This window comes from Thiocapsa sp. C2-2m (assembly GCF_041903745.1).
Classification (GTDB): domain Bacteria; phylum Pseudomonadota; class Gammaproteobacteria; order Chromatiales; family Chromatiaceae; genus Thiocapsa; species Thiocapsa roseilacustris.
On record NZ_JBBWVD010000008.1, the window covers coordinates 84,925 to 111,534 of the forward strand.

24 protein-coding genes and 1 tRNA gene are annotated in these 26,610 nt (G+C 65.8%); 15 read left to right on the top strand and 10 right to left on the bottom strand.

Annotated features, from left to right (window positions below; all coding sequences use genetic code 11):
* The first annotated feature begins 228 nt into the window (after nt 1–228).
* Entirely contained in the window at nt 229–1,044 is an 816-nt protein-coding gene (locus AADX97_RS07820) for an inner membrane protein YpjD (RefSeq protein ID WP_374233529.1), read from the top strand.
* Nucleotides 1,045–1,205: 161 nt separating this feature from the next.
* Here the strand turns inward: AADX97_RS07820 and AADX97_RS07825 are convergent, their stop codons facing one another.
* Together AADX97_RS07825 and arsS are read right to left on the bottom strand one after the other, a co-directional pair.
* Nucleotides 1,206–1,946 (bottom strand): TIGR04282 family arsenosugar biosynthesis glycosyltransferase, encoded by a 741-nt coding sequence (locus tag AADX97_RS07825; RefSeq protein ID WP_374233530.1) that lies wholly within the window; start codon nt 1,944–1,946, stop codon nt 1,206–1,208.
* Nucleotides 1,897–2,856 carry an arsenosugar biosynthesis radical SAM (seleno)protein ArsS gene (arsS, locus tag AADX97_RS07830; protein ID WP_374233531.1) on the bottom strand — a complete coding sequence of 320 codons (960 nt, stop codon included), beginning with the start codon at nt 2,854–2,856 and terminating at the stop codon, nt 1,897–1,899. The genes AADX97_RS07825 and arsS overlap by 50 nt, the downstream gene beginning before the upstream one ends.
* A gap of 134 nt (nt 2,857–2,990) precedes the next feature.
* Between arsS and AADX97_RS07835 the strand changes: the two genes are divergently transcribed.
* The 4 genes from AADX97_RS07835 to AADX97_RS07850 all read left to right on the top strand — a co-directional run bounded on the left by AADX97_RS07835 (nt 2,991) and on the right by AADX97_RS07850 (nt 5,331).
* Nucleotides 2,991–3,066: transfer RNA gene (locus tag AADX97_RS07835), tRNA-Ala, on the top strand.
* 96 nt (nt 3,067–3,162) lie between these two features.
* Nucleotides 3,163–3,963: a hypothetical protein gene (locus AADX97_RS07840; RefSeq protein ID WP_374233532.1), complete on the top strand. Its 801-nt coding sequence runs from the start codon at nt 3,163–3,165 to the stop codon at nt 3,961–3,963.
* Nucleotides 3,950–4,510: a hypothetical protein gene (locus AADX97_RS07845; protein ID WP_374233534.1), complete on the top strand. Its 561-nt coding sequence runs from the start codon at nt 3,950–3,952 to the stop codon at nt 4,508–4,510. Before AADX97_RS07840 ends, AADX97_RS07845 begins: the two co-directional genes overlap by 14 nt.
* 2 nt (nt 4,511–4,512) lie before the next feature.
* Nucleotides 4,513–5,331, top strand: coding sequence for an IS4 family transposase (locus AADX97_RS07850; RefSeq protein WP_374233535.1), 819 nt, complete (start codon nt 4,513–4,515; stop codon nt 5,329–5,331).
* A 114-nt stretch (nt 5,332–5,445) separates the two neighbouring features.
* Here AADX97_RS07850 and AADX97_RS07855 read toward each other — a convergent pair whose 3' ends face one another.
* Entirely contained in the window at nt 5,446–6,249 is an 804-nt protein-coding gene (locus tag AADX97_RS07855; protein ID WP_374233536.1) for a BON domain-containing protein, read from the bottom strand.
* A 343-nt stretch (nt 6,250–6,592) separates the two neighbouring features.
* Here AADX97_RS07855 and AADX97_RS07860 point away from each other — a divergent pair, with 343 nt between their 5' ends.
* The 10 genes from AADX97_RS07860 to AADX97_RS07905 all read left to right on the top strand — a co-directional run bounded on the left by AADX97_RS07860 (nt 6,593) and on the right by AADX97_RS07905 (nt 19,073).
* A complete protein-coding gene (locus tag AADX97_RS07860; protein ID WP_374233537.1) occupies nt 6,593–7,336 on the top strand; it encodes an MBL fold metallo-hydrolase in 744 nt (247 codons plus the stop codon).
* A 190-nt stretch (nt 7,337–7,526) separates the two neighbouring features.
* Entirely contained in the window at nt 7,527–9,089 is a 1,563-nt protein-coding gene (locus tag AADX97_RS07865) for an IS1182 family transposase (protein ID WP_374233538.1), read from the top strand.
* Nucleotides 9,090–9,239: 150 nt separating this feature from the next.
* A complete protein-coding gene (locus AADX97_RS07870; RefSeq protein WP_374233539.1) occupies nt 9,240–10,193 on the top strand; it encodes a DUF29 family protein in 954 nt (317 codons plus the stop codon).
* Nucleotides 10,194–11,026: 833 nt separating this feature from the next.
* The gene (locus AADX97_RS07875) at nt 11,027–11,983 is read left to right on the top strand and encodes an AAA family ATPase (protein ID WP_374233540.1); all 957 of its coding nucleotides are present in this window, start codon (nt 11,027–11,029) and stop codon (nt 11,981–11,983) included.
* 16 nt (nt 11,984–11,999) lie between these two features.
* Entirely contained in the window at nt 12,000–12,917 is a 918-nt protein-coding gene (locus AADX97_RS07880; RefSeq protein ID WP_374233541.1) for a DUF58 domain-containing protein, read from the top strand.
* Nucleotides 12,917–13,543: a DUF4381 domain-containing protein gene (locus tag AADX97_RS07885; protein WP_374233542.1), complete on the top strand. Its 627-nt coding sequence runs from the start codon at nt 12,917–12,919 to the stop codon at nt 13,541–13,543. The genes AADX97_RS07880 and AADX97_RS07885 overlap by 1 nt, the downstream gene beginning before the upstream one ends.
* An 8-nt stretch (nt 13,544–13,551) precedes the next feature.
* On the top strand, nt 13,552–14,595 hold the full coding sequence (locus tag AADX97_RS07890) for a VWA domain-containing protein (RefSeq protein ID WP_374233543.1): 1,044 nt from the start codon (nt 13,552–13,554) through the stop codon (nt 14,593–14,595).
* Nucleotides 14,588–15,619: a VWA domain-containing protein gene (locus AADX97_RS07895; protein WP_374233544.1), complete on the top strand. Its 1,032-nt coding sequence runs from the start codon at nt 14,588–14,590 to the stop codon at nt 15,617–15,619. Before AADX97_RS07890 ends, AADX97_RS07895 begins: the two co-directional genes overlap by 8 nt.
* The gene (locus tag AADX97_RS07900) at nt 15,616–17,298 is read left to right on the top strand and encodes a tetratricopeptide repeat protein (protein WP_374233546.1); all 1,683 of its coding nucleotides are present in this window, start codon (nt 15,616–15,618) and stop codon (nt 17,296–17,298) included. The genes AADX97_RS07895 and AADX97_RS07900 overlap by 4 nt, the downstream gene beginning before the upstream one ends.
* A complete protein-coding gene (locus tag AADX97_RS07905; protein ID WP_374238817.1) occupies nt 17,295–19,073 on the top strand; it encodes a hypothetical protein in 1,779 nt (592 codons plus the stop codon). The genes AADX97_RS07900 and AADX97_RS07905 overlap by 4 nt, the downstream gene beginning before the upstream one ends.
* A gap of 83 nt (nt 19,074–19,156) precedes the next feature.
* Here AADX97_RS07905 and AADX97_RS07910 read toward each other — a convergent pair whose 3' ends face one another.
* From AADX97_RS07910 to AADX97_RS07940, 7 genes are all read right to left on the bottom strand, one after another.
* Nucleotides 19,157–20,086 carry a YihY/virulence factor BrkB family protein gene (locus tag AADX97_RS07910; RefSeq protein WP_374233548.1) on the bottom strand — a complete coding sequence of 310 codons (930 nt, stop codon included), beginning with the start codon at nt 20,084–20,086 and terminating at the stop codon, nt 19,157–19,159.
* Between the two features lie 28 nt (nt 20,087–20,114).
* Nucleotides 20,115–21,959 carry a V-type ATP synthase subunit A gene (locus AADX97_RS07915; RefSeq protein WP_374233598.1) on the bottom strand — a complete coding sequence of 615 codons (1,845 nt, stop codon included), beginning with the start codon at nt 21,957–21,959 and terminating at the stop codon, nt 20,115–20,117.
* A 337-nt stretch (nt 21,960–22,296) separates the two neighbouring features.
* Nucleotides 22,297–23,010 carry a DUF2764 family protein gene (locus AADX97_RS07920; RefSeq protein WP_374233549.1) on the bottom strand — a complete coding sequence of 238 codons (714 nt, stop codon included), beginning with the start codon at nt 23,008–23,010 and terminating at the stop codon, nt 22,297–22,299.
* A gap of 15 nt (nt 23,011–23,025) precedes the next feature.
* Nucleotides 23,026–23,763, bottom strand: a complete 738-nt coding sequence (locus AADX97_RS07925; protein ID WP_374233550.1) for a hypothetical protein — start codon at nt 23,761–23,763, stop codon at nt 23,026–23,028.
* Complete coding sequence (locus tag AADX97_RS07930) at nt 23,760–24,206, bottom strand: ATP synthase subunit C (protein WP_213456425.1); 447 nt, start codon at nt 24,204–24,206, stop codon at nt 23,760–23,762. The genes AADX97_RS07925 and AADX97_RS07930 overlap by 4 nt, the downstream gene beginning before the upstream one ends.
* Nucleotides 24,203–26,008: a V-type ATP synthase subunit I gene (locus AADX97_RS07935; RefSeq protein ID WP_374233552.1), complete on the bottom strand. Its 1,806-nt coding sequence runs from the start codon at nt 26,006–26,008 to the stop codon at nt 24,203–24,205. Before AADX97_RS07935 ends, AADX97_RS07930 begins: the two co-directional genes overlap by 4 nt.
* Nucleotides 26,005–26,610, bottom strand: a complete 606-nt coding sequence (locus AADX97_RS07940; protein WP_374233554.1) for a V-type ATP synthase subunit D — start codon at nt 26,608–26,610, stop codon at nt 26,005–26,007. The genes AADX97_RS07935 and AADX97_RS07940 overlap by 4 nt, the downstream gene beginning before the upstream one ends.

Below are 26,610 nucleotides of genomic sequence, written 5' to 3' on the forward strand. Positions count from 1 at the left end.
CTGTATGCGATCCCACTTAAACCGCGGCCAGAGCAAGATGCTGAGTTTCGAGTGAGCTAGACGTTTGATGAATCCACAACACTTAGTGGGGACGCGGTTTAAAATAATATATTTTTTAATATCTTAAACCGCGCCGGCTCCAACGGTCGTCAAGTCTGCCGGGGCCGATCCCATCCAAAAACATCGCATACCGCGCCGGGCGCGGTTTAGGCCCATCGGTTTCCATCTATGACCCATACCCTCGTCGCCATCGTCGCCATCCTCTGCTACTCGGCCGCCGCCACCCTGATCGGCATGCGCTTGTTCCGCAAGACCGAAGGCTGGACACCGCAGCGCCCGCTAGTGCTCGGGCTGGTTTTCGTCGGCCTCGCGCTTCACAGCTGGCTGCTCTGGGACAGCATCTTCAGCCACGCCGGGCTCAACCTCGGGTTCTACAACGCGCTAGCGCTGACCACCTGGACCATCATTACCCTGCTGCTGGTGTCGAGCTTGACCAAACCGGTCGAGAACCTCGGCCTGCTGCTCTTGCCGGCCGCAGCCCTGAGCCTGGTTTTGGAGGCAACGTTCGTCGATGTCGACTTCATGCGCCCGAGTGCGGATTGGCCCCTGAAAATCCACGTCCTGCTCTCGATGCTGGCCTACAGTCTTCTGACCCTGGCCGCGGTGCAGGCGATCCTGTTGGCCGTGCAGGACAGCCATCTGCGCAGCCGCCACCCGGGCGGTTACGTGCGCACCCTGCCGCCCCTTCAGACGATGGAAAGCCTGCTCTTCGAGATGATCACGGCGGGCTTCGTGCTGCTGACGCTGGCCTTGCTGAGCGGTTTCGCCTTTCTCGAAAACATGCTCGCACAGCACCTCGTGCACAAGACGGTGCTTTCGGTCCTCGCGTGGATGATGTTCGGAGGACTGCTCATCGGGCGGTTTCGCAATGGCTGGCGCGGTCGTATCGCGATCGGCTGGACGCTCGGTGGATTCGTCGTGCTGATTCTGGCCTACTTCGGCAGCAAGGCCGTGTTGGAGCTGGTTCTGCAACGCACCTCTTAGCCGAATTCCGGAAAACGTTATGCCAAGCGGCGCATCGCGGCGCTTCAAGCCACGGCCGTCGTAGGTTGTGCCGAGCCCGCGAGGCACAACCAACCTTCGGCGCAAGTTGTGCTTCCTATCGTCAGCACAACTTACGGGTGTGGATTTTTCCGGAGATCGCCTCAGGCGTCGACGTTACCGACCCTCGGTCGCGTGTCGCCCCGATCGGCATCGAGGCGACGGTAACGCAGGACGTCCTCGGGCCGGTCCAGGTCCCAGAGGATCGGAAGCTCCGGACAGCGCCACCCGATCGAGGCGATGCGTCCCCGCGTGATTGCGGCGACGCGGTCACCGCCCCAAGGCATGTTGCCGAACAACCCTGGCGCAGGGGCCTTGAGCCCGAGCAAGACGTAACCGCCGTCCTCGGCCGGGCCCAAAACCGCATCCGAGTCTGCAAGGGCGGCTAGGGCCGAAGCGCAGTAGTCCGCATCCAGCTCCGGAATATCGGCCCCAACCAAAAGCACCGCGTCTGCACGGCCCAGCGCATCCGCCGCTGCCGCGCTCAGGCGCTCGCCAAGATCCTCGCCCCGCTGCGTGCGCAGCGCGACGCCGGCCGATTCGGCAAGGTCGCGAAAGAGTGGATGCTCGGGATCGGGGGAGCACCAGAGCTCCAACCGAGCGAGTCGAGCCAGCGACAGTCGCCCGACCAGTCGCTCGAGAAGATCACACGCAAGCTCGGCAGCACCCGCAGGCCCCAGCGTCGGAATCAGGCGGGTCTTGACCTGTCCCGGGATCGGCGCCTTGGCGAAGATCAGGATGCGGGCATTCGGGTAGAGCACCGACACACCCTCGGGATGACCTGGGCCGCTCACCTCACGCCAAGGCCCCGCCGCAGCTACTGCCTTGGCCCGCCGTACAGCCATAGCAGTGCTCGGCGGTGCGGATGCGCAGACCCTCGAGCGCATCGTGACCGAGGGAGGAGATGTGCAGACGCCGTGCGTCCCGCTCGAGCGCCAGACCAAGCATCTGATTGAAGTCGCAATCGAAGACGAAGCCCTGCCAATCGATGCTGATCAGATCGCGACACATGACGGCGTCGAGATTTTCCGCGCGATAGGCGCCCTTCAGAAGGGTCATATAGTCGGCGAACTGTCCGGTCGACTGGAGCAGACTGCCGAACCGCTTGATCGGCATGTTCGTGATGGTCAACAACCGACTGAAGACGATGCCGTAACGCTCGCCGAGAACGGCGCGGTAGTCGGCCTCCAAGGCGCACTGAGCGGGCGGCAAGGTCGGACCCTGCGGGTTGAACACCAGGTCCAGCTCGAGGCCGCTGCCTTCGACGCCATAGCCTAGACGGTTGAGTTGGCGCAGACCGGCGATGCTGGCCGTAAACACACCGCTGCCGCGCTGCGTGTCGACATTGTCGGCCAGATAACAGGGCAAAGACGCGATAATGCGAACACCTTGCTCCGCCAGGAAGGCACCGAGATCTTCATGGCCGGGCTCCGAAAGGATCGTCAGATTGCAGCGATCGATCACCTCCGCGCCCCGGCGCCGACCCTCGCGCGCCAGACGACGAAACTCCGGGTGCATCTCAGGCGCACCGCCCGTGATGTCGAGCGTGCGCACCGGATGCCGGTCCAGGAATGCGAGCACCGCCTCGACCGTCTCCTCGCTCATCGACTCGGAGCGCTTCGGCCCCGCATCGACATGACAGTGACGACAGCTCTGATTACAGCGATAGCCCAGGTTGATCTGCAGTGTCTGCAAGCGACGCCGGTCGATCGCGGGAAAGTCGGACGGGAAGAGCAACGGCAGGGAATCGAGCATGCACACTCCGGGAGGATCGGGGAAGGATCGCGGGACTTGTTTCCAGACGCCGGCACGGTGCACAATGCGCCTTCTGCCGGGTTCACTCGAAAAGGAACATCGGGACGGACCCTCGCAGATACAATCGGACACACGGGGCCGTAGCTCAGCTGGGAGAGCGCCGCGTTCGCAATGCGGAGGTCAGGGGTTCGATCCCCCTCGGCTCCACCAAATGACCCTGTCATGCCGCTCGCAGATACCGAAGAACCCGCCTGAGTGCGGGTTTTTATTTGCCTGTACCGTCGCAACTCCCGGATGACTGCATCGATGGATGCCGGCCCCTTGGTGATCCCACCGCATGCGACCGCTTTCGGCTTCTCCCTGCGCCGATCGGGTGGCCACCTGTCACGCTCCCTGATGCTGCCCGAGTTACGGCTGCTATTTGCCTCCGTTCCCGTGACCGCCGGCCGCGCCGACTACCGCGCCGCCATTCGGGACGAGAATGTGTTGGGTAAGCCGACCTTTTCCAGTCGCCAAAAGAGCAAAAAGCACCTTTACGAGCCGTACGGGCTCGACCCCGCCCTGGCCCTGTTCCGGTTGCTGCGTCGCTTCGCCACGGAAGACCCCGCGTCGCTGCCGCTGCTGGCCCTGACCTGCGCGTTTTGCAGAGACCCCCAACTGCGGGCCAGCTTCGACTTGATCGAGACCCTCAAACCCGGTGAGGTCCTGACTCGTCCGCAGATGGTGGCGTACCTGGAAGAGGTTTACCCCGAGCGCTACAGCCCGGTCATGCTGTCCAGCCTCGCCACCCGTCTCGGTGTCACCTGGGCGGCAACCGGCCACCTGAAGGGCACCGCAACGCGGACCCGAGCACTGCCCGTCCCGACCCCGGCCGCCTGTAGTTACACCATGTTCGCCGGCTATCTGCTGGGCCTGCGCGGGGATCTGCTGGTGTCCTCGGTCTTCACACGATTGGTGGGGGCCGACCCGTCAACCATCCTGTCGCACCTCGCCGTCGGCTCGCAGAACGACTGGCTCCGCCTGCGTCACGGCGGCGGGGTCACGGAGATCGACTTCTCGGGCCTGCTGCTCCCCGACGAGGAGGCGTTGTTGAATGGCACGCATTGACCAATTGCTGGCGAGCTACCGCCGCCACGTCTCGCTCACCCCGCGCGACAACCTCCCCTTGAGCCAGCGGGTCTGGTTCATCGTGTACCCGCCCGAGGACGAGCGCCGCCTGGTGAATCGCATCCCGGAGTTCGAGATCGCCACGCGCGATGAGGGTCTCGACTGGCGACGGATCGATCTCGGCGGCGCGTTCGCCGACTGGATGGACACCTTCGATCCCGATGAGCGCGCCGACTGCCTCGCGGCCCCCGACATCGTCGAGACCTATGCCGACCCCGGTTTCGTCGACGACCTCGTCGAGCGTCTCAGGCGCGAGCTGGCAGGGGTGCCGGCCGCGGACGCGGTCCATACCGTCTTCGCCGTCTCGGGGCTGATGGAGTTGTATGACTTCGTCCACGTCTCCGCCCTCCTTGATGCCCTGGACAGCCACTTGCCGGGCATCGTCGTGCTCTTCTTCCCGGGCGAGCGCGAGGGCAACACCTATCGCTTCCTCGGTGCCCGCACCGGCTGGAATTATCTCGCCACCCCAATCCTCACGGACGACTGACCATGCAAAACCGAGAGCTGTTCGTTAAAGACCCCCTGGCCTGGCAGATCGCCAACGAGGGCGTCTCCAGCAACAATGTCGAAGATCTCGATACCCTGCGCTATGAGCTGGAGACCTTTGTCTGCCAGGGGGAATACCAAGCGGGCCTCGCCAAGATCCTGCAGGGTTTTCTCGACAGCCTGGACAAAGAGCAACGGGCGGCCTGGGTCAGCGGATTCTTCGGCTGCGGAAAATCGCATCTGGTGAAGGTGCTGCGCTACCTCTGGACCGATTTCGCGCTGTCGGACGGCGTGACGGCGCGCACCCTGGCGACCCTGCCGCAAGACATCATGGACCTGCTCAAAGAGCTGAGCACGCGCGGCAAGCAGGGGGTTGGACTCCACAGCGCCGGCGGCACCATGAAGGCCGGCGTGGGCAGCGTGCGCCTGCGCCTCGCCGGCATCGTCCTGCTGTCGGTCGGTTTGCCCGAGAACCTGTCGGTGGCCCGCCTGCTGATGGACCTGCGCGACGAGGGGACGCTCGCGGACATCCAGGAGCGCATCCGCCTGGCGGGGCGTGACTGCCCCGAAATGCCGTGTGACGCGGTCATTGCCGACGCGGAATGGCAAGCGGTCTATCTGGTGACCCGCCGCCAGCCGCCACCCACCGAACCGCCCTCGCTCGATACGATGGTGCGGATGGTCGCCGGCCTCGGCGGTTTCCTCAACCGCAAAGGCGACGGCTTTCCGGGACCGCAAAGGATCTGGATCGGCCTGCAACGCGCCGCCGATTTCGTGCTCGCGCTGCAGGCGCAGAGCGACGCCAGCGGAAGTTATGGGTAATAGCATGGCTTGATGGCAACGACCGTATGCATGCCCGAGCCTTGGAGAGGATGCATATCCAAAAAGGGGAATCGAGGACATCACCTCGGTGCGCAGAGACGCGCACCGCGAGGGTCACATGGGTCTCTCGAAACTCAGCAACGATTCCACCTCGCGCACACCCAAAATGTCACCCGCCAGCGCCTCGGCAACTTGGCGCTCGGCCAGGGACGTGACGGTGCCGCGAAGCAACACCACCCCGTCGGTCGAGCTCACCTCCATGCTGGACGCGTTCACGGTGGTGTCGTAGCGCAGGACGGCCTCCAGGCGATTGGCGATCCAGGTATCGGAGCGCCGCACCTCGGCGACCGCAGCCTGCCGCTCGCGCTCTTCGGTTAAGATATCCGGGTCGACGTTGATGTAATTGAAGACCTCGCGAACCCCTTCGGTGGTCCTGACGAGTGTCGCCACGCGATCGGACGCTCCGGTCGAGCCGACTCGACCCTGGAAGCGAGCGATGCCCCCGTCGATCTCGACGGAAACCTCCAGCCCGCTCGTGCTGATCTGCCACTCCAGGCGCTCGCGGATCCTAGTCGCCACATCCAGGTCTTCGACCCGGACAGTGAGAGGCCCCGGGCTCGCCGCGAAGGCCGCATCCAGTTCGAGCGCGTTGTCGACCGGCACCCCATTCGCGACCAGGTTTGCCAGATCCTCGGCCAGGGTTCGCTCGATGACGCTCGGGACCGATCCCTCGATGCGCAGGCGACCGTCCTGCGAGAGGACCTGGATCGCATAGCCACTGAGGTGTTGGTTGAGAGCGATGATGGTCTCGACCTTGGCGGCGGTTGCAGCATCGGCATCGGCCAGCAAGGGCGATGCCGAAAGCAGGGCCAGTAACGCCGAGGTCATCAAGATGCGCTTTGGTCGTATCGATTTCATTCGCGTTGTTCTCGCTGTCGGGAATTCAGAATGCATGCGCGGCACGGGGCGAGGCCAGATGTCGACCCGGAACGACCATAACGCGTCCCGTCCGGGAATCCAACCAGGCCACCGGACATTACGGACACCCTTGGTCGGCACAGGCGGCCTCGCTCGTAACTCCGACCATCGTGGCACGTGGCGCAGAGCGCCACGGGGCAGGCGTGACACCGCAGAGCGGGTGTCACGAGCGACTGAAGTCTTGGATGGCCGGTCTTCATGAGGGAGGCCGCTTTCCCGCAACGCCGACCCACAACAGCACGGGCGACCCGAGCAGGTCTCGGGAGGTCCGAGGACGCGACCCATGACAAACCCTTTCCGCATGACGATCCTATTCGACAACTATCCCGGAGTCCCGGGGCTAAGCAGCCTTTGGGGTTTCGCAGCCCTGATTCGGATCCAGGGCCGAACCATCCTGTTCGACACGGGCAGCAACGGCCGGATTCTGCTGAAGAACATGGCCGCCCTCGACATCGCCCCGGAATCGGTCGATCTGCTCGTTCTCTCCCATCCGCATTGGGACCACATCGGCGGGTTTGACTCCGTCTTGGAGCTGAATCCACAGGTCAGCGTCGTGGTGCACGAGGGTTTTTCGAAGCATCTGATCAAGGATCTTCATGGCCTCTGCGGCAAGTTGGTTGTCGTCGGCGCCGATCCTCTGCAGCTTGCCCCGGGCGTCTTCTCGACCGGCATGCTCGAGAGCGACCCTTCCGAGCACGCCATTGTGATCGAAGCCGACGGGGTCACGGCAGTCATCAGCGGCTGTGCACATCCCGGAATGGAGCGGATCGTCGAGCACGCCTGGCGCCTGCTGGGGAAGAGGATCGATTGGGCCATCGGCGGCTTTCACCTGATGTACTCGGACGCCGCGGGGATCGACCGGACGATTCGCGCGCTGCAGGCCCTCGACGTCGCCTACGTGGTGCCGACCCACTGCACGGGTGACGCCGCAAAGGACGCGTTCCATCAGGCTTTCGGCGCGCGTTGTATCGATGGCGGCGCTGGCCGGGAGATCGTCCTTCTCGGACGAGCGGACTCGCACGGATAGCTGCCGATTCGCGACGGTCGCCGCCGTTGCTTCCGGCCGGTCGAACCGGATCCAGGTTCAAGGACGCGTGACACCGCTCCGAGACTGGGCAAGAACTCCACCGCTGCTGCACCGATAGGGGCGGACTGGTAGAATAGGCACCGACCCTGAGCTCACCGAGCCGCGCGGGCAGCGCGGCGGAGCCCCCGCGATGTGCGAGCGCCGCTACAAATTGGGACTGAACCGCCGCCAGGCGATGCGCTTGCCCCCGAGCGTGGATGACGACGTGAGCGAGGACCGCCTGGCGCGGGCCATCGACATCGACGTCGAGACCCTCGACCTTGCGGCGCTCGGCTTCCGCCACGCCGAGGGCGGGCTCACGCCGGGGCAGCCCTACGCGCCCGCCCACCTGCTCAAGCTCGACCTCTACGGGTATCTAAACCGCATCCGCTCCAGCCGCCGGCTGCAAGCCGAAGCCGAGCGCAACCTGGAAATCATCTGGCTCCTGGAGGGCCTGCGCCCGGTCTACCGCACCATCGCCGAGTTCCGCCGCACCAACGCCAAGGCGCTCAAGGCGGCCAACCGTGAGTTCGTCCTGCTGTGCCGCGAGCTTGATCTGGTCGGCGGGGAGCACCTCGGCATCGACGGCAGCCACTTCAACGCCAACGCCGGCGACGCGAGCGTCAAGACCCTGACCCAGCTGGAGCGCGAGCACGCCCGGTACCACCAAGAGCTCGACCGCGCCGACACCCGCGAGGACGCCGAGGCGGCACCGACGGGCGCGGTATCCGCCAAGCTCGACGAGCTCACCGCCCGCCAGGCGGCCAAGGCCGCGCGGATCGCCGCGCTGAAAGACACCGGCGAGACGCAGATCTCGCGCACCGACACCGACGCCCGCCGGCTCAAGAAGCACGGTAAGTCCACCGTCGGCTACAACGTCCGGAGCGTGGTCGACGACAAGCACAAGCTCATCGTCGTCGCAGAAGCGACCTCGGCCGGCAACGACGTCGGTCAGCTTGCCCCGATGGCCGAGGCCGCCAAGAGCGCGCTGGGGATCAAGGAGGCGGAGGTCTTCGCCGACGCCGGCTATTGGACAGAAGACGATATTGCCGCCTGCGAGCGCGCCGGACTCCTCCCTTACGTCCCCATCCCCGATACCGAGCGCGCCGTGCGCGACGCCGGACGCCTGCCCGCGAGCGCCTTTCACGACCTGCCCGGGCCAAACGTCCACATCTGTCCCGGCGGCGAGATCCTGCACCCCTATGGCGAAGTCGCACGCAACGGCAAGACGCTCAAGCGCTACGCCGCCAGGGCCGGGCGCTGCGAAGGCTGTCCGCTTGCCAAGCGGTGCCTGCCCGAGAAGACCCCCTACCGGCAGATCTACCGCTCGGAGCTGGCCGATGTAGTGGAAGGCCATCGCGCGCGAGCGGCGCTCTGCGAGCACCCCTTCGGCACCCTCAAGCGCTGGATGGGCCGGGACCACTTCCTGGTCCGCGGCCTGGAGAAGGTCCAGGGAGAACTGGCCCTTTTGGTCCACTGCGACAACTTCCGACGGGTCTCGAGCATCCTCGGACTCGACGGATTCCGGGCGGCCTGTGAAGCGCGCCGCCGCTCGGGCGGAAGGCCAACTCGAAGCGTCATTTTTCAGCGTCTGCAGCTCATGAGGACGCCTGCAAGGGCGCCTCGCGCGCCGGTCCGCCTCGCGGCGCCGATTCGCCACCGCCGCCGCCGCGGCGCCTTTGCGGTCCCGCCCGCCGCCCCGGCGAGTGCTTGAGCGGGTCGACGGGCGGCCGCGGAATACTTGCCCGGTCTCGGAGCGGGTGTCACGAGCGTCAGTAGGTTTGGGTGGCCGGTCTTACGAGCGAGGCCGAGAAGGACAATTCGACCGCTTGGATATCGCGCACATGCCGAGGAGATCGATGACGTGGGAAAGAGCGCGCAGCGCGAGCTGGCGAGCCGAATGGCCGTGTTGCGTGCCCATCTGTTGAAATGGAGGTACCAGCATCCGCGATGCACCCGCGCCGACCGGCGAGGCACACGTCAAGACCTGACCCCGCTGATCTTCCAATCGAGACACCGAGCTGAGCCGATCATGTCCGAGCACGCCGTCGCACCGCATATCCAGGTCATCGACCGGGCCGCCGCCCTGCTCGACGCCATCGCCCGTTATTCCGAGCCCGTGAGTCTCAAGATTCTGGCCGCCGAGACGGGGCTGCACGCCTCGACCGCGCATCGCATCCTGGCCTCGCTGATCCAGAACCGGTTCGTCGAGAAGGACTCGGTCGGGCGTTACCGTCTCGGGCTGCGGTTGCTCCAACTGGGTGTGCGGCTGCACGCCAACGTCGATGTCCGTGCCATCGCCCGCCCCGTGATGGATTCGCTGCGCGACCGGTTGGGCGAGACCGTGAACCTGACCATCCGCGAGGGCGACGCGGTGGTCTATATCGAGAAGGCGACGCCGAACCGGATGATCCATGTGCAGCAACTGGTGGGCTCGCGTGCCCCGCTGCACGTCACCGCGGTCGGCAAGCTGATGCTGGGCGCCGCCGGCGAGGAGGCGATCCGAGCCTATGCCAACCGCACCAATCTGCCCGCCTACACCCGCAACAGCGTCAGCACCCTCCCCCGCCTGCTCGCCGAATGCCGCGAGTCGCTGGCGCAGGGATATGCCTTGGACAACGAGGAGGCCGAGCTCGATGTCGGCTGCATCGGCGTTCTGCTCTACGACAGCACCGGCAACGTGAGCGCCGGGCTGTCGGTCTCCGCCCCGATCGAGCGCCGCCGGCTCGAGTGGACCACCGATCTCATCGAGGCCGCCGAGCAGATCTCAGCGCAGCTTGGCCATCAGCCAACGCATGCGCAGTCCCACTCGGCCTGATCGCTCCGCCGGCCCTCACGCGACGCAGACTTCTGCAGGCTCGCCGCAGTCCACCACCCGACACGTCAGCGGGTCGAGCCGCGCAGGCTCGAACCAAGGCACGCGCTTTTCGCAACTTAGCCGCAACACCTCCGCCCCGCACTCGCAACCGGGCGGCAACACATCCGCACCAGTAGGCATTTCGGAGATGCCAACAGAACCTGTGGATAAGTCTGTGCAAAATCTCTGATCAAGGCGTCCGAAGGCATACGGTTGCTCGGTCGCAAACAGATCGGTCAGATCTTGATCGCCTGAATTTTACCTCATTAAAACAATAGATTGACATTTCGTGAACGATCAGCACACGATTGTTTGAATGATCAAGGACACGGCGAGAAGAGGCACCGAGTCCATGTGTACAACCGGTTTGTCAAGGCTCATGCGACGTCCCCTTGGCACCGATCAGTTTCAAAATCTCTCACGGAAACACGGAGGCACGGAGCTACGACGCCGACTCAGGAAAGATCCCGGATTCTTCATGGCCTCCGCGTCGTCGTGAGAGGCATTGCGAGCTGGAACCAGAGTGCCGGCGTCGACTGACAGGTGACAAGCGACGTCCCGTTGTCGAGTCGACGGACGGGCACCGCCACCTCGTGCGCATGCCCGACGCGGCAGGCAACCGGATGAAAACATCTGAATATGCTGATAAATCGAGCAAGCCCGTCAGTCTGGACGAGGCTTGCACTTGCCCCGGAAAAGGCACAGGATTATACGGCCTGATGCGACCGATCGGAAGAATCGGCGACCCACGCCCCCTTCAAGCAGTCAGCCACCCGGACAAGACGTAAAAGAGCATGACGCCAAGCGATCTCAAGCCCGTTCGCGATCACATCGCCTCCCGCATCATCGGACAAGCGTCCTTCATCGACAGCATGCTGATCTGCCTGCTGAGCGACGGGCATCTCTTGGTCGAGGGCATGCCGGGTTTGGCCAAGACGACCGCAGTGAAGGCGCTCGCCGATGCGCTCGAGGGCGACTTCCACCGCATTCAGTTCACGCCGGATCTCCTGCCGTCGGATTTGATCGGCACCGACATCTATCGCCACGAGAAAGGCGAGTTCGAGTTCCGACCCGGCCCGCTCTTTCACAACATCCTGCTGGCCGACGAGGTCAACCGCGCCCCGGCGAAGGTCCAGTCGGCCTTGTTGGAGTCGATGGCGGAGCACCAGATCACGGTGGGGCTCAGGACCTATCCGCTGCCCAAGCTCTTCATGGTGCTGGCGACCCAGAACCCGGTGGAGCAGGAAGGCACCTATCACCTGCCCGAGGCGCAGCTCGACCGCTTCCTGATGCAGGCGGTCGTGACCTACCCCAGTCGCGACGAGGAACTGAAGATCCTCGAGCTCGACGCCCGCCAGCAGAAGGAGCCCGAGACCGCGCCGGTCGAGCGCCTCAGCCAGGCCGATCTCTTCGCGATGCGTCGCGACGTCGCCGGGCTCTACCTGGATCCCAAGCTGCACAGCTATATCGTCGACCTGGTGCAGGCGACCCGTCAGCCGAAGCTCTATGACCGCGACCTCGGGCGTTGGTGCCGCTTCGGCGCCTCGCCGCGCGCCAGTATCGCCGTGGCCCGCTGCGCCCGCGCAAGGGCTTGGCTCGACGGCGACGACTTCGTCGCACCGCACCATATTCAGGCCGTCGTTCCCGAGATCCTGCGCCATCGTCTACTGCTGACCTTCGAGGCCGAGGCCGAGGGGGTGACCACGGACGTCTTCGTCAACCGACTACTCACCCTGGTGGCCATCCCCTGACATCGGCCGCCGTCGCATGAGTCTCTACCCCCGTCTCGACGACCTGCTGGAGCTGCGCCATCAGGCCCATACGCTCGGACTGCCCTCTCATCATCTGGTTAACTCGACCTTCGCCGGACTCTATGCGTCGGTCTTCCGCGGCGCGGGGGTCAACTTCGAGGAGGTTCGCGAGTATCGCGAGGGCGACGACATCCGCTATATGGATTGGAAGGTGACGGCCCGCACCAACGAGCCGCACATGAAGATCTTCCGCGAGGAGCGCGAGCGCTCGGTGATGCTCTGTGTCGACAAGGGCCCGCACATGGCCTTCGGCACGCGCGGGACCTTCAAGTCGGTGCAGGCGGCCCGCGCGGCGGCCCTGATCGGCTGGGCGGCGAGTCGGCTCAACGACCGGGTCGGCGGACTGGTCTTCGGCGACCCCTCCACCGGGCTCCAACACTTTCGCCCCTCGCGCGGTCGCCGCGCGCTCTGGCAACTGCTGCGCGCCCTGACCGTGCCCGGCGCCGAGCTGGATCCGTCCATCGACTGTCTCGGCGGTGCGTTGCGGCGGGCGACCTCGGGCCTGCCGACCGGCTCGCTCGTCTTCGTGATCGCCGATCTCAACCGCGATGCCATGGGGCTGGAGGCCATCCTCGGTGATCTGGGACAACGCAACTCGGTCGCGCTGATCCCGGTCGACGACCCGGCGGATTGGGAGATCCCGGCGATGGGCATCACCACCTTCACCGGTACCGACGGCACCCTGGTCGAGGTCGACACGGACGACCCGCAGGCCCGGCGCAGCTATCGCGAGGCATGGGAGGAGCGGCGCGCCCTACTCCAGGCGGTGGTCCATCGCCTCGGGATCATCCTGCTCCCGGTGCGGACCGACGCCGAGATCCATCTCAGCTTGATCCGCGCCTTGGAGCAGCGGGCGCGCTCGAGGGCCGTGTGATGGACCCGATCCTCGCTCCCTCGCCGCCCATCGCGATGCTGCGCGGTATCCACGATATCCCGCCCATCCATTGGTGGCCGCCGGCCCCCGGTTGGTGGCTGCTGGCGATCGCCCTGACGCTGCTTGCCCTCCTTGTTTGGCGCTTGCGTGCCCGGCTCAGCCTGCGCATCCCCATCCCCGGCATCACACTCGGCAGTTGGCGCTGGGAGGCCGCTGCCGCGCTCCGTGATCTCAGACGCCGCGCCGGCAAGGGGCAGGACGCCAAACAGACACTCGGCGAGCTCTCCGAGCTGCTGCGCCGCATCGCGATGGCCCGACTCGGGCGTTCGGCCTGCGCGGGTCTCGTCGGGACCGCCTGGCTCGACTGGCTTGCCGCACAGGATCCGAACGGCTTCCTCTGGCACGAGCGCGGTCGCATCCTGATCGACGCACCCTACGCACCGGCCGGCGCACTTCACAAGGGTGTCGGCCCGAAGGATCTCCTGGCGCTGATCGACGCGGCGCTCGCCTGGGTCGAGGTCCGCGACGCGCCGCAGGGTCGGCGCCACGTCCTGATCCGCCGCCTGACCCAAGGCACCATCCAGCGCCTGCCGTGGCTCGGAGCGCGGGGGAGCGCCCGTGGTTGAGATCCGCCATGTTTGAGTTTCATTGGCATTGGGCCGCACTCCTCTTGCCCTTGCCGCTTCTCCTGCCCTGGCTTTGGCCCGAGCGCGGACAGGATCCAGGCGAGACGACGCTCGAAGGTCAGCGTGTCACCCTGCTGCACCCGCAGATCGTCGCACTCCAGGCGGCCTTTGCCGCGCGACGCCCCGGTCTGCAGCTCACCGGCTGGCTGTATCGGACCTTGCTCTATCTGCTCTGGATCGCGCTCGTGCTCGCGCTGATGCGTCCGCAGTGGCTGACGCCCTACACCGAGATCAGCACGCCGGGGTACGATCTCATGATCACGGTCGACGCCTCGCACTCGATGGAGGCGCTGGATTTCACGGTCGATGGCCGCCCGGTCAACCGCATGAGCGTGGTGCGAGGGGTCATGGGCCGCTTTATCGAGGGTCGCAGCGGCGATCGCGTCGGGCTGGTGGTCTTCGGCAGCCAGGCGTTCGTGCTCTCGCCCCTGAGCCTGGACCGGCTGGCCGTGCGGCAGCTCCTCGACGGGATCGTCCCGAGCATTGCCGGTCCGGCCACCGCGCTGGGCGACGCCATCGCGCTCGGGGTGGTGAAGCTGCGCGAGCGTCCCGAGGGGTCGCGGGTCATGATCGTCATCGCCGACGGGGACAACAATGCCGGACGTTTCGCACCGAGCGAGGCGGCGACGGTGGCCCGACAGAACGGGGTGCGCGTCTACGTGATCGGGGTCGGCAGCAAGCAGGCGAGCATCCCGATCCTCGAAGAGGGCGTGGTGCGGTATCGCGACGATCTGACCATGGACGAAGGCGCCCTCGAAGAGATCGCCGAGCTCACTGGCGGGGCCTATTTCCGTGCCACCGATACCCGCGCGCTTGAGGAGATCTCGGCACGCATCGGCCAGCTCGAGAAGACCGAGGCGGAAACACGCACCGCCTACCTGCCTCAACCGCTCTACCGCTGGCCGCTCGGACTCGCCCTGATCGCGTTGCTCGGTCTCGGCCTCTTCCCCGAAGGCCGCAAGCGCTTCGTCGGGAGGACGGCGGGTGTTTGACGGCGGCTTTCACTTCGAGCAACCCCTGTGGTTTCTGGGCCTCCTGGCCTTGCTCCCGGTCGCCTACTGGCTCAAGCGCAGCGCGGCCCGCGCAGCCCAAGGCCCGCTGCACCGCTATGCCGATCCGCACCTGCTGCCGCATCTGACCGGGACACGCGATCTGCGCACCACCGAGCGCTGGGGCCGCTATCTGAGCTGGGCTCTCTTGTGGGGGCTCATCCTCACGGCGATGGCCGGCCCGCGCTGGGACGCCACCGACGTACGGCTCTTCCATCCTGGAAACAACCTGTTGATCTTGTTGGATATATCTCGTTCCATGCAGGTCACCGACGTCACCCCGAACCGCCTCGGGCGCGCCCGCCACGAGATCAGCGATTTGATTCGCAAGAACCGCGAGGCGCGGCTCGGCCTGATCGTCTTCGCCACCGTGCCGCACGTCATCTCGCCGATCACAGAAGACACCCAGACGATCCTCAATGCCCTGCCCGCCTTATCGAGCGAGCTTGCCGACCCGAACCTGCAGGGCAGTCGCGTGGGCGCCGCACTCGCGCGCGCCGAGCTGCTCCTGGCGGGCCTCCCCGAGGACAGCGCCCGCTCGATCCTCTTGATCTCGGACGGCGACTTCGAGGAGCCCGACCTCCCCGAGCAGTTTGCCGTGCTGGCATCCCGAGGGATCCGCATCCACACGCTGGGCATCGGGACGACGCAGGGCGGATTGGTGCCGGGACCGGCCGGCGGATTCATCCGGGATCTCAGCGGCGAGCCGATCCGCTCCTCGCTCGATGACGCGCTCTTGGCGCGTCTGGCGGAGGCCGGCGCCGGCATCCATCGGATCGCCGACTATCGTGACTCGGACTCGGACGCCATCCTGCGCGCAGTCTCGGTCTCGCGCCTGCCGCCGCAATCGAGCGAAGAGCGCACCCGGGTGTGGAACGAGCGCTATTGGATCCCCGTCGTTCTCGTCATGCTGCTTCTCCTGACCCGGTTCCGCGCGCCGATTCGGCGGCGGAGGTCTTCCACATGAGCACCCCGTTGATCCTACGCCACGGCGTTCTTTCCCGCTCCGCCGCAGTGCTCCTCATGCTCGCCGTCTGCCTGCCGTATCCGGCAGTCGCCGGATGGTTCAAGACCTCCGAGCAGGAGGCGCTCGAGACCTATCAGTCGGGTGACTTCGACACCGCCGCGGAGTCCTTCTCCGATCCCTATCGGCAAGGCGTCGCCCTCTACCGCGCGGGGCGACTCGACGAGGCCGAACGCGCCTTCAACCAGGCCGAGCAAGGCAAGGAGGGCCAATCGGCCCGTTACAACCTCGGCAACACCCGCTTCGAGCGCGGCGACTACACAGGCGCCGCGACGGCCTACGAGTCGGTTCTGCGCGACGATCCGAGCCACACGGATGCGGCCCATAACCTTGCCGTCACCCGAGCCACCTTGGCGAGGCTCGAGCAGGAGCAGTTTCGCGACGAGTCCGAACAAGAGGACGGGGAGGATCCGACACAGAGTGCCGAAGATCGCGATCAGGCATCACAAGAAGAAGAGCAACAGGAGCAGCAATCGCCACAGGAGAAGTCCGAGGAGGCGCAGCAGTCCGAGGAGGCGCAGGAATCAGAGGAGGATAGTCAATCCGAGGACCAACAGCAGGGGGAGCAGCAACAGCCATCCGAGCAACAAGAAGGCGCGGAGCAGCAACAAGAATCCGAAGGCGAGGAATCCGGCGACGAGCAGGGCGAGGACAGCGGCGCTCAGGATCAATCCTCCGACGGCTCGGGCCAGCAAAGCGAGTCGCAGACCGAGGGTGAAGGCGACGAGGCGGGTGAAGGGCAAGGCAGCGACGCATCCGAACCCACCGATGGCGAGGCGCAGGGTGACTCCAGCGACGCACGCGGCGCGGATGAATCGGAACAGGCCGGCACGACAGCGGACACCGCAACCGACTCGGAGGGCGGCGAGTCCAATCAACCCGAGACCGACAGCGATCGAGGCGACGCCGGGGATCGGACCACGCCGAACGGCGCATCCGGCGAGGAGACTGCATCCGAGTCCGAATCCGGAAAGGACGGCGAGCCCGGCGATGTCAGCGAGGGCGGCGGCGAGGACGAGCCCGAATCCAGGCCATCGACCGAACCCTCCGCAACACCGCAAGAGGACGAGCCCGCCGACGGCGAGGAAGACCCGACGCAAGCACCGCGAGACGAATCGCCCCGAGATGAATCATCCGGGAACGACCCAATGGACGGGCGTGACCCGAGTCTCGGCGAGCCCGAATCTCACGACGAAAACGGCAAGGAGCCGGATTCTGCAGAGCCGGGTCGCGCAGACGCCCCGGGCCCCGACCCGAGCCAGCCCGACCGCGAAGACGGTGGCACCGACGACGCAATCGGCCGGACACCCCGTCCGGATCGGCTCGGTCCGGCAGAGGTGAAACCACCCGAGACGCTCGGCACCGAGGCCCAGCCGGAGGCCGCAGAGCGTTTCGATCAACTCGGCGATCGCCCCGGCGACCAATTGGGCGAGGACACGACGGACGAACGAGGCGCGATCGACGGCTCACCCGCGCTGGGCGCAGGAATGGACGTGATGGAGCAGCGACTCAAGCAGGTGGAGGGCGACCCGTCACTCTTAATCCGCAATCAGTATCGCCTGGAGGAGCTGCGTTGGATGCAGACGACGGGTGCGCCAATCTTGGAGAATCGTCCGTGGTGATGCGCACCGAAAGTCTCCGACGTCACGCGACGCCGTTCGGCCTGGTGATCCAGGCGTCGAGTCCGATACTTTGCTTGATTCCGATCCTGATACTGGGCCTGACGCTGGGGTTGTTCGGGCCAGCGGCGAGCGCCTGGCCCTATGGTCCTCCGGGACAGCAGCCCTTCCAGCCTCGGGGACCCTACGGCCAACCCCCGCCGCAGGCCGGGTCCTGGCAGTTCCGCCCCCAACCGCCGAGTACCGCGCAAGGCACCCCGCCGGCCAATCCGCAGGGTGTTCCCCCGGCCTATCCGCCGGGTCAGATGCCGGCACCCGGTTACGGTCAGTTCCCGCACCAGATGCCGGGGCAATATCCGGGGCAATACCGAACCCAGGCTCAAGGCAAGCCGCCTCGGCTCGAAGCCACGCTCGACGAGCTGGAACCCTATGTGCAGCAGCCATTGCTGCTGCGTCTTCGGCTCATCACCTCGGACAATCCCAGTGAGGCCACGCTCGATCTCCCGGCGACCGGAGACGCAATCGTCCAGCGTCTGGACGGACCGACCCCGGAGTCCCGCGCTGCCGAGGGTGGCCGGCGCGAGATCGTCAACACCTTCATCCTAACCCTGATCCCGTTGCGACCGGGCAGTATCGAGATTCCCCCCATCAAGGTGACGGGAACCGTACGCGGCATGAGCGGCGGCATGCAGCGCTTCGAGTCGGTGACCGACCTCCCGATTCGCCTTCAGGTTCGACCGGCCGTGAGCGCGGTGACGCCCTGGCTGCCCCTGAGATCATTAAGTCTCAAGGCCGACATCGGTCGCGAAACCACTTTGGTCCCCGGGCAGCCCGTCACGCTGGCGCTGGAGCTTGTCGCCACCGGAGGCACTGCAGCGCAGTTGCCGAGCCTGGAGGACCAACTCGCCGGACCGGATCACCGCGTCTATCGCGAGCAGGTGCTCACGGAAAGTGGCCTCTCGGCAGACCGCCGTGATCTGGTCGCACGCCGTACCGAGTACTACACCCTGGTCCCTCAATCCTCCGGTCGACTGACCCTTCCCGAGATCGGTGTCGCCTGGTGGAACACCGACTTGGGCACCCGAGAGCTCGCGAGTCTGCCGATGCGTACCTTGAGCATCGGCGGAGAGAGCGGCCCCTTCGGCATGCCCTCCTCCGTCATGACCGCGGAAGACTGGAGCTTTGTATGGCTCCCGCTGACGGGGCTTCTGCTGCTGCTCGCCGGCTATTGGGGCGGCGTCTTCTACGCCACCAAATCGCAGCCGCAGGATCGACCGCCCGCCCGAACGGCGGCAGGGCTCGTCGGCAGACTCAGTGCATTCGGTGCCCTGATAGGCAACCGCTGGGGTCGCCTCGCCCGTCGGCTGCGACCCGAACCGCTGGTCGCGCGCATGCGCGCAGCCGCGGCTGCAGCACTCCCCCCGAGCAGTCGATTCCTGCTCTGCGTGGGCCACGCCAATCGCGCATCGGACCCCGTCGACTGGTGCGACCGCTTCGAGGCGGATGCCCGCAGCCGGCTCCGCTTCCAAGGCGAGGCCACCCAGCCCAACCTCACCCGGCTCATCTTGAGCTTACGCCCGCACGCGGATCCGGCGACCTTGACCCGGCTGATGCAGGAGCTGGACGCCGCGCTCTACGGCCGACAGGATCTCGACTTCTCGCGATGGAAACGCGACTTCATGCGACAAGTCGGCCGCGGCGCCGCGCTGCGTCCGCGCAAGGACCGCGTCGCCCGGATCAAACGTGCCGCTTTGCCGGCCCTCAACCCCGGTCGTTGAGCCGCTGCGGGTTCAGGATTCCGGGTGCGGGGTTCAGGGTGCGGGGTGCGGGGCCAACGATAAATTTCCCCGAAAGGAAACATCTAAGGCGATTGCCGAACGAATTCCTGCGTGACCCTGACCGCCGATTTTCGGGGGACAACGGGCTTGCCGCGCGCCTGAAGATGCATTCGCGTAAAGGCCGCGCCCAGTAAGAGAATCAGCGCCGAGAAATAGACCCAAAACAGGACGATCACCAACGAGGCCGCCGCTCCGAAGGTGGACGCCTTCGCGGTGTGTGCGAGAAACAGGGTCATGCCGTAGCGACCGATTGCGAACATCAGCGCGGTGACAATGGCGCCGATCATCACATCCCGCCAAGAGAGGATCACGTCCGGCATCACTTTGAACAGGGTTGCGATGAATACCGTCGCGATCAGCAATGCGATCGCCGATTGCCCGCCACTCCACAAGAGCTCCAGGCCCGGCCACGACAGGTCCAGGTAGGGCGCGATCGTACTCAGCGCTGTGCTGATCACGCTGTAGAGCAACAACGCCAGACCGATCAAAAGGACCACGAACAAGGCCAAGATCCGCGTCATGGCGATGTGCAACAGACCGCTGCTTTCGGGATTGGGTCTGACACCCCAGATGGTGTTGAGCGAGAAGCGCAATTGGGCGAAGACGGTGGTTGCACCAACCACGACGGCGCCGATCCCGAGCAGGGTCGGCATCAAGCCCGTCGTCTCCACCCGCGACATCAAGGCCGCGTGCTCGATCGCTTGAGCCGCGCCGACCCCGATGGCGTCCTGCAGCCGGGCGGCAATCTCGCCTTGGGCCGCACTTTCGCCCAGCACCAGGCCCAAGACCGCGGCGACGATGACCAAGGTGGGTGCGAGGGAGAAGAGCGTAAAGAAGGCCAAGGCGCCGGCATGGCTGAAGGCGTTGTGCTCGAGCCAGAGCTTGCCGGCATCCCGGACGAGCTGGAATCCATCGATCGATCTTGGTGCGACAGGCTTCGGGGCTTCCGTCATTTCCATTGATATCCGACAGCCCGTCATGTCAGTGGGTCATCGCGTCGATCTCGGCGAGCAGACGCGTGTAGTCCGGCGATTCGGGTGCGGCATAGTGGAAGTTCTTGAAGAGGCCAGTCAGCTTGTTGAAATGGTGTCGCACCGCGGTCTTGTCCTCGAAGCTGCGCTCCTGCTCGACGATGCCCCAGACGCGGTCGAAGGTGAGTTTTTGGCGATCCATGGGGACCGCGCCATCGACATCGTCGAAGGCGTCCTGCTGGAGGAAGACCATGTCGAGGAAGAGCGCCTTTTGATAGACGACATAGTCGTCCGTCGTGATGCCTTCTTCGCCCGTCACCTGCATCATTTGCTGGACGCTGTCGCCGCGGACAAGGGAATCCTTCAGGGCCTTGACGCGCTCGGTCCAGGTCGGATCCAGGTTGCGGGCATACCAGTCGGACAACTGCTCCAGGTAGCGCGACCAGGAGATCAGCGGATCGATCGCCGGGTAGAAGCGGCGGTACGCACGGTCGTAAGAGAGCCCGAGGAAGCTCTTGACCGTGCTGAGCGTGCCCTGCGTGACGGGTTCTTCGAAGTTGCCGCCGGCCGGGGAGACGGTGCCGATCATGGTCAGGCTTCCCAAGCTGCCGTCGGCGCTGCGGATCAGGCCGGCGCGCTCGTAGACGCTGCGGATCGCCGATTCCAGATAGGCCGGGAAGGCCTCCTCGCCCGGAATCTCTTCCAGGCGCCCCGAAGTCTCGCGCATCGCCTGTGCCCAGCGGGAGGTCGAGTCCGCCAGGAGTAGGACGTGATAGCCCATCTGGCGGTAATACTCGCCGATGGTGATGCCGGTGTAGATCGACGCCTCGCGCGCCGCGACCGGCATGGAGGAGGTATTGCAGATAATGATGGTGCGGTCCATCAGCGAGCCGCCGGTCGCCGGGTCCTTGATGCGCGGGAACTCCTGGATGGTTTCCACGACCTCGCCCGCGCGCTCGCCGCAGGCAACCACCAGCACGATATCCACGTCCGCATGCTTGGCGAGCGAATGCTGCAGCACGGTCTTGCCGGCACCGAAGGGGCCGGGGATGCAGGCGGTCCCGCCGCGCGCGACCGGGAAGAAGGTGTCGATGGTCCGCATGGTCGTGATCATCGGCTCGTTCGGATAGAGCCGCTCGGTCGTGCGCGCGCGCAGCATCTGCTCGGTCAGGGGGCGGCGGACCGGCCAGCGCTGGGTCAGGTCGACCGAGTGCTCCTCGCCCCCGGCATCGCGGATGCGCGCGACCGGGGTGTCGAGCGTCACGCTCCCTTCCTGGATCCAGGTGACCTCGACCTCGCCAACCTGGTCGAACGGCACCATGATCTTGTGCGTGAAGCGACCCTCCGCGACCGTGCCGAGCAGGCCGCCGGACCCCAGGCGCGCACCTTGCGACACGGCAGGGACGAAGGACCATTTGCGCTCTCGGTCCAACGGATCGACGTCCACGCCGCGCGGCAGGAAGATGCCATGCGCGATGGCGATCTTGTCGAGCGGGCTTTGCAGGCCGTCATAGACTTGACCCAGTAAGCCGGGTCCGAGGATGACCGACAACATCTCGCCGGTCTGCTCGACCGGATCGCCGATGGTAATGCCACGCGTATCCTCGAACACCTGGACGTCGGCAGTATCGCCGCGCACCCGCAGGACCTCGGCCTTGAGCCGTTCCTGGCGTCCATCGGTGGGAACCCGTCGCGGCAGGATGAGGACCACCTCGTTCTTCATCAGGGGGCGGCGCGTCCCCTTCTCCCAGCCGGCCTCGATGGTCACCAGGCTCTCCTGCACCGCGATCACCCGTGCGAGTGCGTCGGCCTGTGTCGCGGGTGCCTGTGGGACTATCGGTGCGTCGTCGCGCATCTCGGCGAGGTCCTGTGTCGGGGAGGCGCCTTCGGATGCACGCGACCGGTCCTCGTGCTTGGGCTTGCCTCGGGTCGTGTGTCTTGCCATGAGTTGATCCAGTAGGGCGCCGACGTCGAGCCAGCGGTCGACAGGGTTAAACCGCGTCTAAACCGCGTCCAGAGCGACAAGCGTCGTTTTCATTGCTCGCTTAGCTTCGGAGATTTTCTTGATCCCAGTGAGACGCGGTTTAGAGTTTAAAATTTTTCAATACTTTAAACCGCGCCAGCTCCAGCGGTCGTCACGTCTGCCGCGGCCGATCCCATCCAAAAACATCGCATACTGCACCGGGCGCGGTTTAAATGCGTTCCGGTCGGGCAGCAGCGGCGGACGGCCGCAGGCTCTTCTCGACCCCCGCCATCGCCTGCTCGACCAGCTCGTCGAAGCGTCGTGCGGCCTCCGCGCCGTCGTACGTCGTCCAGCGCGCGATCATGTCCCAGCGCAGGACGTAGATGACGACGGCCTCGAAATCGAGATAGTGCCCGTCGCTGCAGCTCTCCAAGTGGTTCCACACCGCACCGAGCAGCAGGCGCTCCAGATCGACGGTGGCGCCGCGGGCGAGCAAACGCTCGGCCTCGGGCAGCCAGGGAAAGGCGCGTTCGAGACCGAAGGCGGGCTCGTTCCAGTGCTGCATGATCCGGCTCGTCCAGCGGCCGAAACCCCAGCGGCGATCGCGCGGCGCGGACTCGCCGCGGTGCCGCCGCCGCAGGGCGGCGACCAGCGTGCGCATCTCAAGACGCCAGGTCACCAGATCGCGGATAAAGGGGTTCGTGATCCCGTCGATGACCTGTTTGGCTCGGACCACGGACTGTGCGTCGGTCCGGTCGGGCTCCTGCTGGGCCCATTCGAGTAGGCGTCTGGCGTGGTGCAGACAATCCGCTTCTACCGGATCCAGCAAGGCGAGACGCTGGTTCAGTCGAATGCGCGACAAGGGGGTCTGTTTTGCACCGAAGAGCGGGCCATGATACGGCAACGCGCTCAAGAGCATCGCGTAACGGTCGGAGTGCGCCACGGTCGTCTCGTATCCTTACTTCACCATGCCTTCGAGGATGGCCCGAAAGCGTGGTTGCAGGTGCGCGAGCAGGGTCGCGGCGACCGTCTCGTCGGTCAGGTCGATGTGCACGTCCTTGCCCTTGAGTGCGAGCCGGATGCCCTTGCCGTCCGTTCCGGCAGCGACCCCGAAGGTCACGCCCTCGGCTAGGATGTTGCCCGCCAAGGAGAGCACGAAGTGCGACAAGGATCCTTCGCGAAGCTCCAGCGGGTTGCGGCGCAACTCCTCGGGGCTCACCAAGGCCTTCGGCAACTGGACCTCGACGGCCTGTCCGGCGTCGATCCCGGCCTCCGTGCGTGCCTCGGCGGCCACCTCCAGGATCAAACGCTCAAGGAATGCCTCCTGCTCGATCTTGACGGCAATCAGCCGTTTGACCTCGTCGCTGAAGCGATCGGAAAGGTCGGCCTTGAGCCGCAGCACGGTGTCGCGCATGGCGATCCGCAGGGCCTCTTCGCCGCCCTTGCGCAGCGCATCGACCTCCTGTTGGGTCGCCTCGCGGATGGCCTTGGCGCGGTTCTCGGCCTCACGCACGATGCGGGCGGCCTCGCGCCGCGCCTCCGCCGCGATCCGCTGCGCCTCGGCTTGACCGGTCTGCACGCCCTCGTCGCGCAGCCGCTCGATCAGCGCCTCGACGCCGGACGATGCAAGGCCCTTGAGTGCCCCCTTGTCTTCTGTGGTCATGGTGTCGCGCCCCTCGCTGCTCGTGCGGCTCATCCGGGGATCCCGCCGGCCAACACCAGCGCGAACACGAAGGCGAACACGGCGAAACCCTCGACGATGGCGGCCGGCGCCAACGACAGACCGAAGATCTCGGGCTTGGTCTTGCTCGCATGAATCGCCGAGGCGCACGCCTGACCCTGACGCATCGCCGAGAAGAGCAGCGCGAGACCCGACAGCAGACCGATGCCGAAGAGCGCCGGTGCGGTCACGGGCGTGACGTCGCGCTGCAGGCTGAACATGATGACGATGCCGTAAATGACCTGCGAGGAGGGCATCACCGAGACGCCGATGTAACGTCCGTAGCCGGAATCGGTGTCGACCATCGCCCCGATCGCCGCCTGCCCGGCCACGGAGCAGCCGATGACGCTGCCGATCGCACCCAGGGCCATAGGAGAGAAGAGTCCGGCCCAGCCCAGCGCAACCACAAATTCATTCATTCGCGCAACTCCGTCCGTTTAAAGGGTTTGAAGGGGTAGCCTTCGCCGGCCAGGGCCCAGTTGTAGAATTCGATGAAGTTGAGCCGCAACCCGTGGACCACGCCGCTCATGAGCGCGAGCAGCAGATTCAGCGCATGTCCGGCCAGGAGGATGAGGATGGCGAGCAGCAGTCCCAGACCGGGCAGCTCGGTCGCCACATCGCGCGCCAAGCCGTTGAAGGTTATGGCCATCGAGGCGGAGGCCAACCCGAGCGCGAAGAGTCGCAGATAGGAGAGCACGTCCCCGAAGACTTGGGTCACCCGCACCAGGTTGCTCAGGCCGTCGAAGCCGCGCAGGGCAAGCGTCTTGACGCCGTCCACGCGACGATCGCTGCCGAGGAGCAGGACCACGGCGAGCCCGAGGCCCATTAGGACCTGTGCCGAGAGGATCACCCACTCTGGTGCGCCGACATCGCCCGCGATCCAGAGCGTAAAGCCGCCCAGCATCACCGCGATCCAGCCGATGGCCACACGCCCCGCGGCTCGGCCGCGTTGAGCGCCCGCCATCTCGAGATTGGCGAGGATCAGGTGGACCACGCCGATCCCGACCGACAACCGCATCATGACCTCGAAGTTGTTGATATCGAGCAGATGCAGATGGCCAGGGAGGCTGTCCGGCCGGGGTGCGAAGCCGAAATAACTGCCGACCAGGACACCCCAAGCCAGGGATGTGCCGACCAGTGCCGCGGCCAGAATGCGCAGGCGCCCGCCGAGCGCGCTGCTGCCGATCTTGCGCCAATAGGCCAGCAACAGGACGCCCAGGAGGGCGGCGTAACCGGCATCGGAGAGGATCATCGCGAAGAAGGCCGCGAAGGAGAAGAACAGCACGCGCGAGGGATCCCAGGAGTCGTAGGCCGGCATCTGGTAGAAGGCCACCAGGTCCTGGCCGGCGGCGATGGGGCCGGGATTGTCGAGCAGGGTCGGCGGTGCGTCGTCCGGTACGGGCGCCTCCATCAAGAGTGCCAGGCCCTGTTGCTCGGCGAGTGCCTCGACCGGCGCGACCGCGTCCTCGGGCACCCAGCCCTGCACCAGAAAGAGCGACTCCTCGTCGCGCGTCTGCGCCTGTGCATGGCGAAGCTGCGCCTCGTCCTCGGCTTGGGCGAGATGTGTCGAGATGAGGTAGATCCAGCGGGTTAAGGCAACGTGCTCGGCCTGGATCTCTTCGAGCTCCAGCTCGGCCGCCTCGAGACGGCGGCGGACCTCCGAGAGACTCAGGGCCCCGGCCAGGGTGCGCGACACCGGCAGGGCGTCGCGGGGCGGCTCGTCCGGGTGGATCACCACGACCCAGGATTGACGGTTGTCGCGATGCACCACCTGCCAGGGCAGCTCGAGCGTGGCAAGCTGCACCATCTGGCGCTGCGGCACGATGTAGAACCAAAACTTGCGCCCGGCCAGATCCTGCTTGGGCGGCAGGGTGAAATCCCCCCAGGGCTCAAGCTCGGCGATGCGCTCGACCAGGGCATCGCGGCGGTCGCTCGTATCGCGCAGGCGTTGCTGATTGTCCAGGACGGCCGCGATAGTGCCGGGCAGATCGAAGCCCGCCGGGTCACGGACCTGACGACGCTTCTCGCGCATATCCTGAAGGTAGCGCAGGGCCTGCAGCGCCTCGACGGCGTGGCTGGCCGGCTCCTTCTCGGGCTCCCGCGGTGCCGGTCGCAAGGGGATCAGATGCAGACAGCCGAGCGTTTGGAGCCGCTCGAGCACGGCGTCCTTGTCCGTGGCGAGACCGGCCAAGGTCAGGCGCGTCAGGCGTTGAATGCTCATGCCGATGCCTCTCTGAGTCGTTTGCCCTTCGCGATCTTCGAGCGGACGATCGCCGCACGCTCGGCGTCGGAGAGGTGGACGCGAATCCGCTTGATGTTCTCGCGGGTACGCGGGATCAACACCTTATCGAACAGATTCACCCGCTGAGTCACCTTGCGCACCGCTTCATCGAGTAAAAGGAGACGACGATCGTGCAGCGCCAGTTGCGCTTGAAGCGTCAGCATCTCGGAGAGTGCTTCGACCAAGACGTCCACCCAATGGGGTTTGCTCAAGAAGCCGTAGTTGCGCTTGACGAGATCGAGCCCTTCGAGCACGGGCAGTCGCGTTCCCAGCAGATTCTCCTCGCCGAGGCGAGCGCCGCGCACCTGCACCAGGTCGGTCAGCGCGATCTCGCGATTGGCGAGCATGGGCAGGTTCTCGGTCACGCGCGCGCGCAGTGCCGCGATCTTGCGTTGGGTCTCCGCTTGCGCCAGGACCTCTTTCGCGCGCTCGGTCATGATCTGCTTGCGCTTCAGATCGAGCGAAGGCAGGTAGCGCTCGTAGGTCTGCAGGGCACGGTTCTGCTTGGCGAGCGAGGACTTGCTGAGACTGACGCGTGACAT

Coding starts and splice junctions, on each gene's coding strand:
- AADX97_RS07820 (WP_374233529.1), top strand. CDS start 229: ATGACCCATACCCTCGTCGCCATCGTCGCCATCCTCTGCTACTCGGCC.
- AADX97_RS07825 (WP_374233530.1), bottom strand. CDS start 1,946: ATGGCTGTACGGCGGGCCAAGGCAGTAGCTGCGGCGGGGCCTTGGCGT.
- arsS (WP_374233531.1), bottom strand. CDS start 2,856: ATGCTCGATTCCCTGCCGTTGCTCTTCCCGTCCGACTTTCCCGCGATC.
- AADX97_RS07840 (WP_374233532.1), top strand. CDS start 3,163: ATGGATGCCGGCCCCTTGGTGATCCCACCGCATGCGACCGCTTTCGGC.
- AADX97_RS07845 (WP_374233534.1), top strand. CDS start 3,950: ATGGCACGCATTGACCAATTGCTGGCGAGCTACCGCCGCCACGTCTCG.
- AADX97_RS07850 (WP_374233535.1), top strand. CDS start 4,513: ATGCAAAACCGAGAGCTGTTCGTTAAAGACCCCCTGGCCTGGCAGATC.
- AADX97_RS07855 (WP_374233536.1), bottom strand. CDS start 6,249: ATGAAATCGATACGACCAAAGCGCATCTTGATGACCTCGGCGTTACTG.
- AADX97_RS07860 (WP_374233537.1), top strand. CDS start 6,593: ATGACAAACCCTTTCCGCATGACGATCCTATTCGACAACTATCCCGGA.
- AADX97_RS07865 (WP_374233538.1), top strand. CDS start 7,527: ATGTGCGAGCGCCGCTACAAATTGGGACTGAACCGCCGCCAGGCGATG.
- AADX97_RS07875 (WP_374233540.1), top strand. CDS start 11,027: ATGACGCCAAGCGATCTCAAGCCCGTTCGCGATCACATCGCCTCCCGC.
- AADX97_RS07880 (WP_374233541.1), top strand. CDS start 12,000: ATGAGTCTCTACCCCCGTCTCGACGACCTGCTGGAGCTGCGCCATCAG.
- AADX97_RS07885 (WP_374233542.1), top strand. CDS start 12,917: ATGGACCCGATCCTCGCTCCCTCGCCGCCCATCGCGATGCTGCGCGGT.
- AADX97_RS07890 (WP_374233543.1), top strand. CDS start 13,552: ATGTTTGAGTTTCATTGGCATTGGGCCGCACTCCTCTTGCCCTTGCCG.
- AADX97_RS07900 (WP_374233546.1), top strand. CDS start 15,616: ATGAGCACCCCGTTGATCCTACGCCACGGCGTTCTTTCCCGCTCCGCC.
- AADX97_RS07910 (WP_374233548.1), bottom strand. CDS start 20,086: ATGACGGAAGCCCCGAAGCCTGTCGCACCAAGATCGATCGATGGATTC.
- AADX97_RS07915 (WP_374233598.1), bottom strand. CDS start 21,959: ATGCGCGACGACGCACCGATAGTCCCACAGGCACCCGCGACACAGGCC.
- AADX97_RS07925 (WP_374233550.1), bottom strand. CDS start 23,763: ATGAGCCGCACGAGCAGCGAGGGGCGCGACACCATGACCACAGAAGAC.
- AADX97_RS07930 (WP_213456425.1), bottom strand. CDS start 24,206: ATGAATGAATTTGTGGTTGCGCTGGGCTGGGCCGGACTCTTCTCTCCT.
- AADX97_RS07935 (WP_374233552.1), bottom strand. CDS start 26,008: ATGAGCATTCAACGCCTGACGCGCCTGACCTTGGCCGGTCTCGCCACG.
- AADX97_RS07940 (WP_374233554.1), bottom strand. CDS start 26,610: ATGTCACGCGTCAGTCTCAGCAAGTCCTCGCTCGCCAAGCAGAACCGT.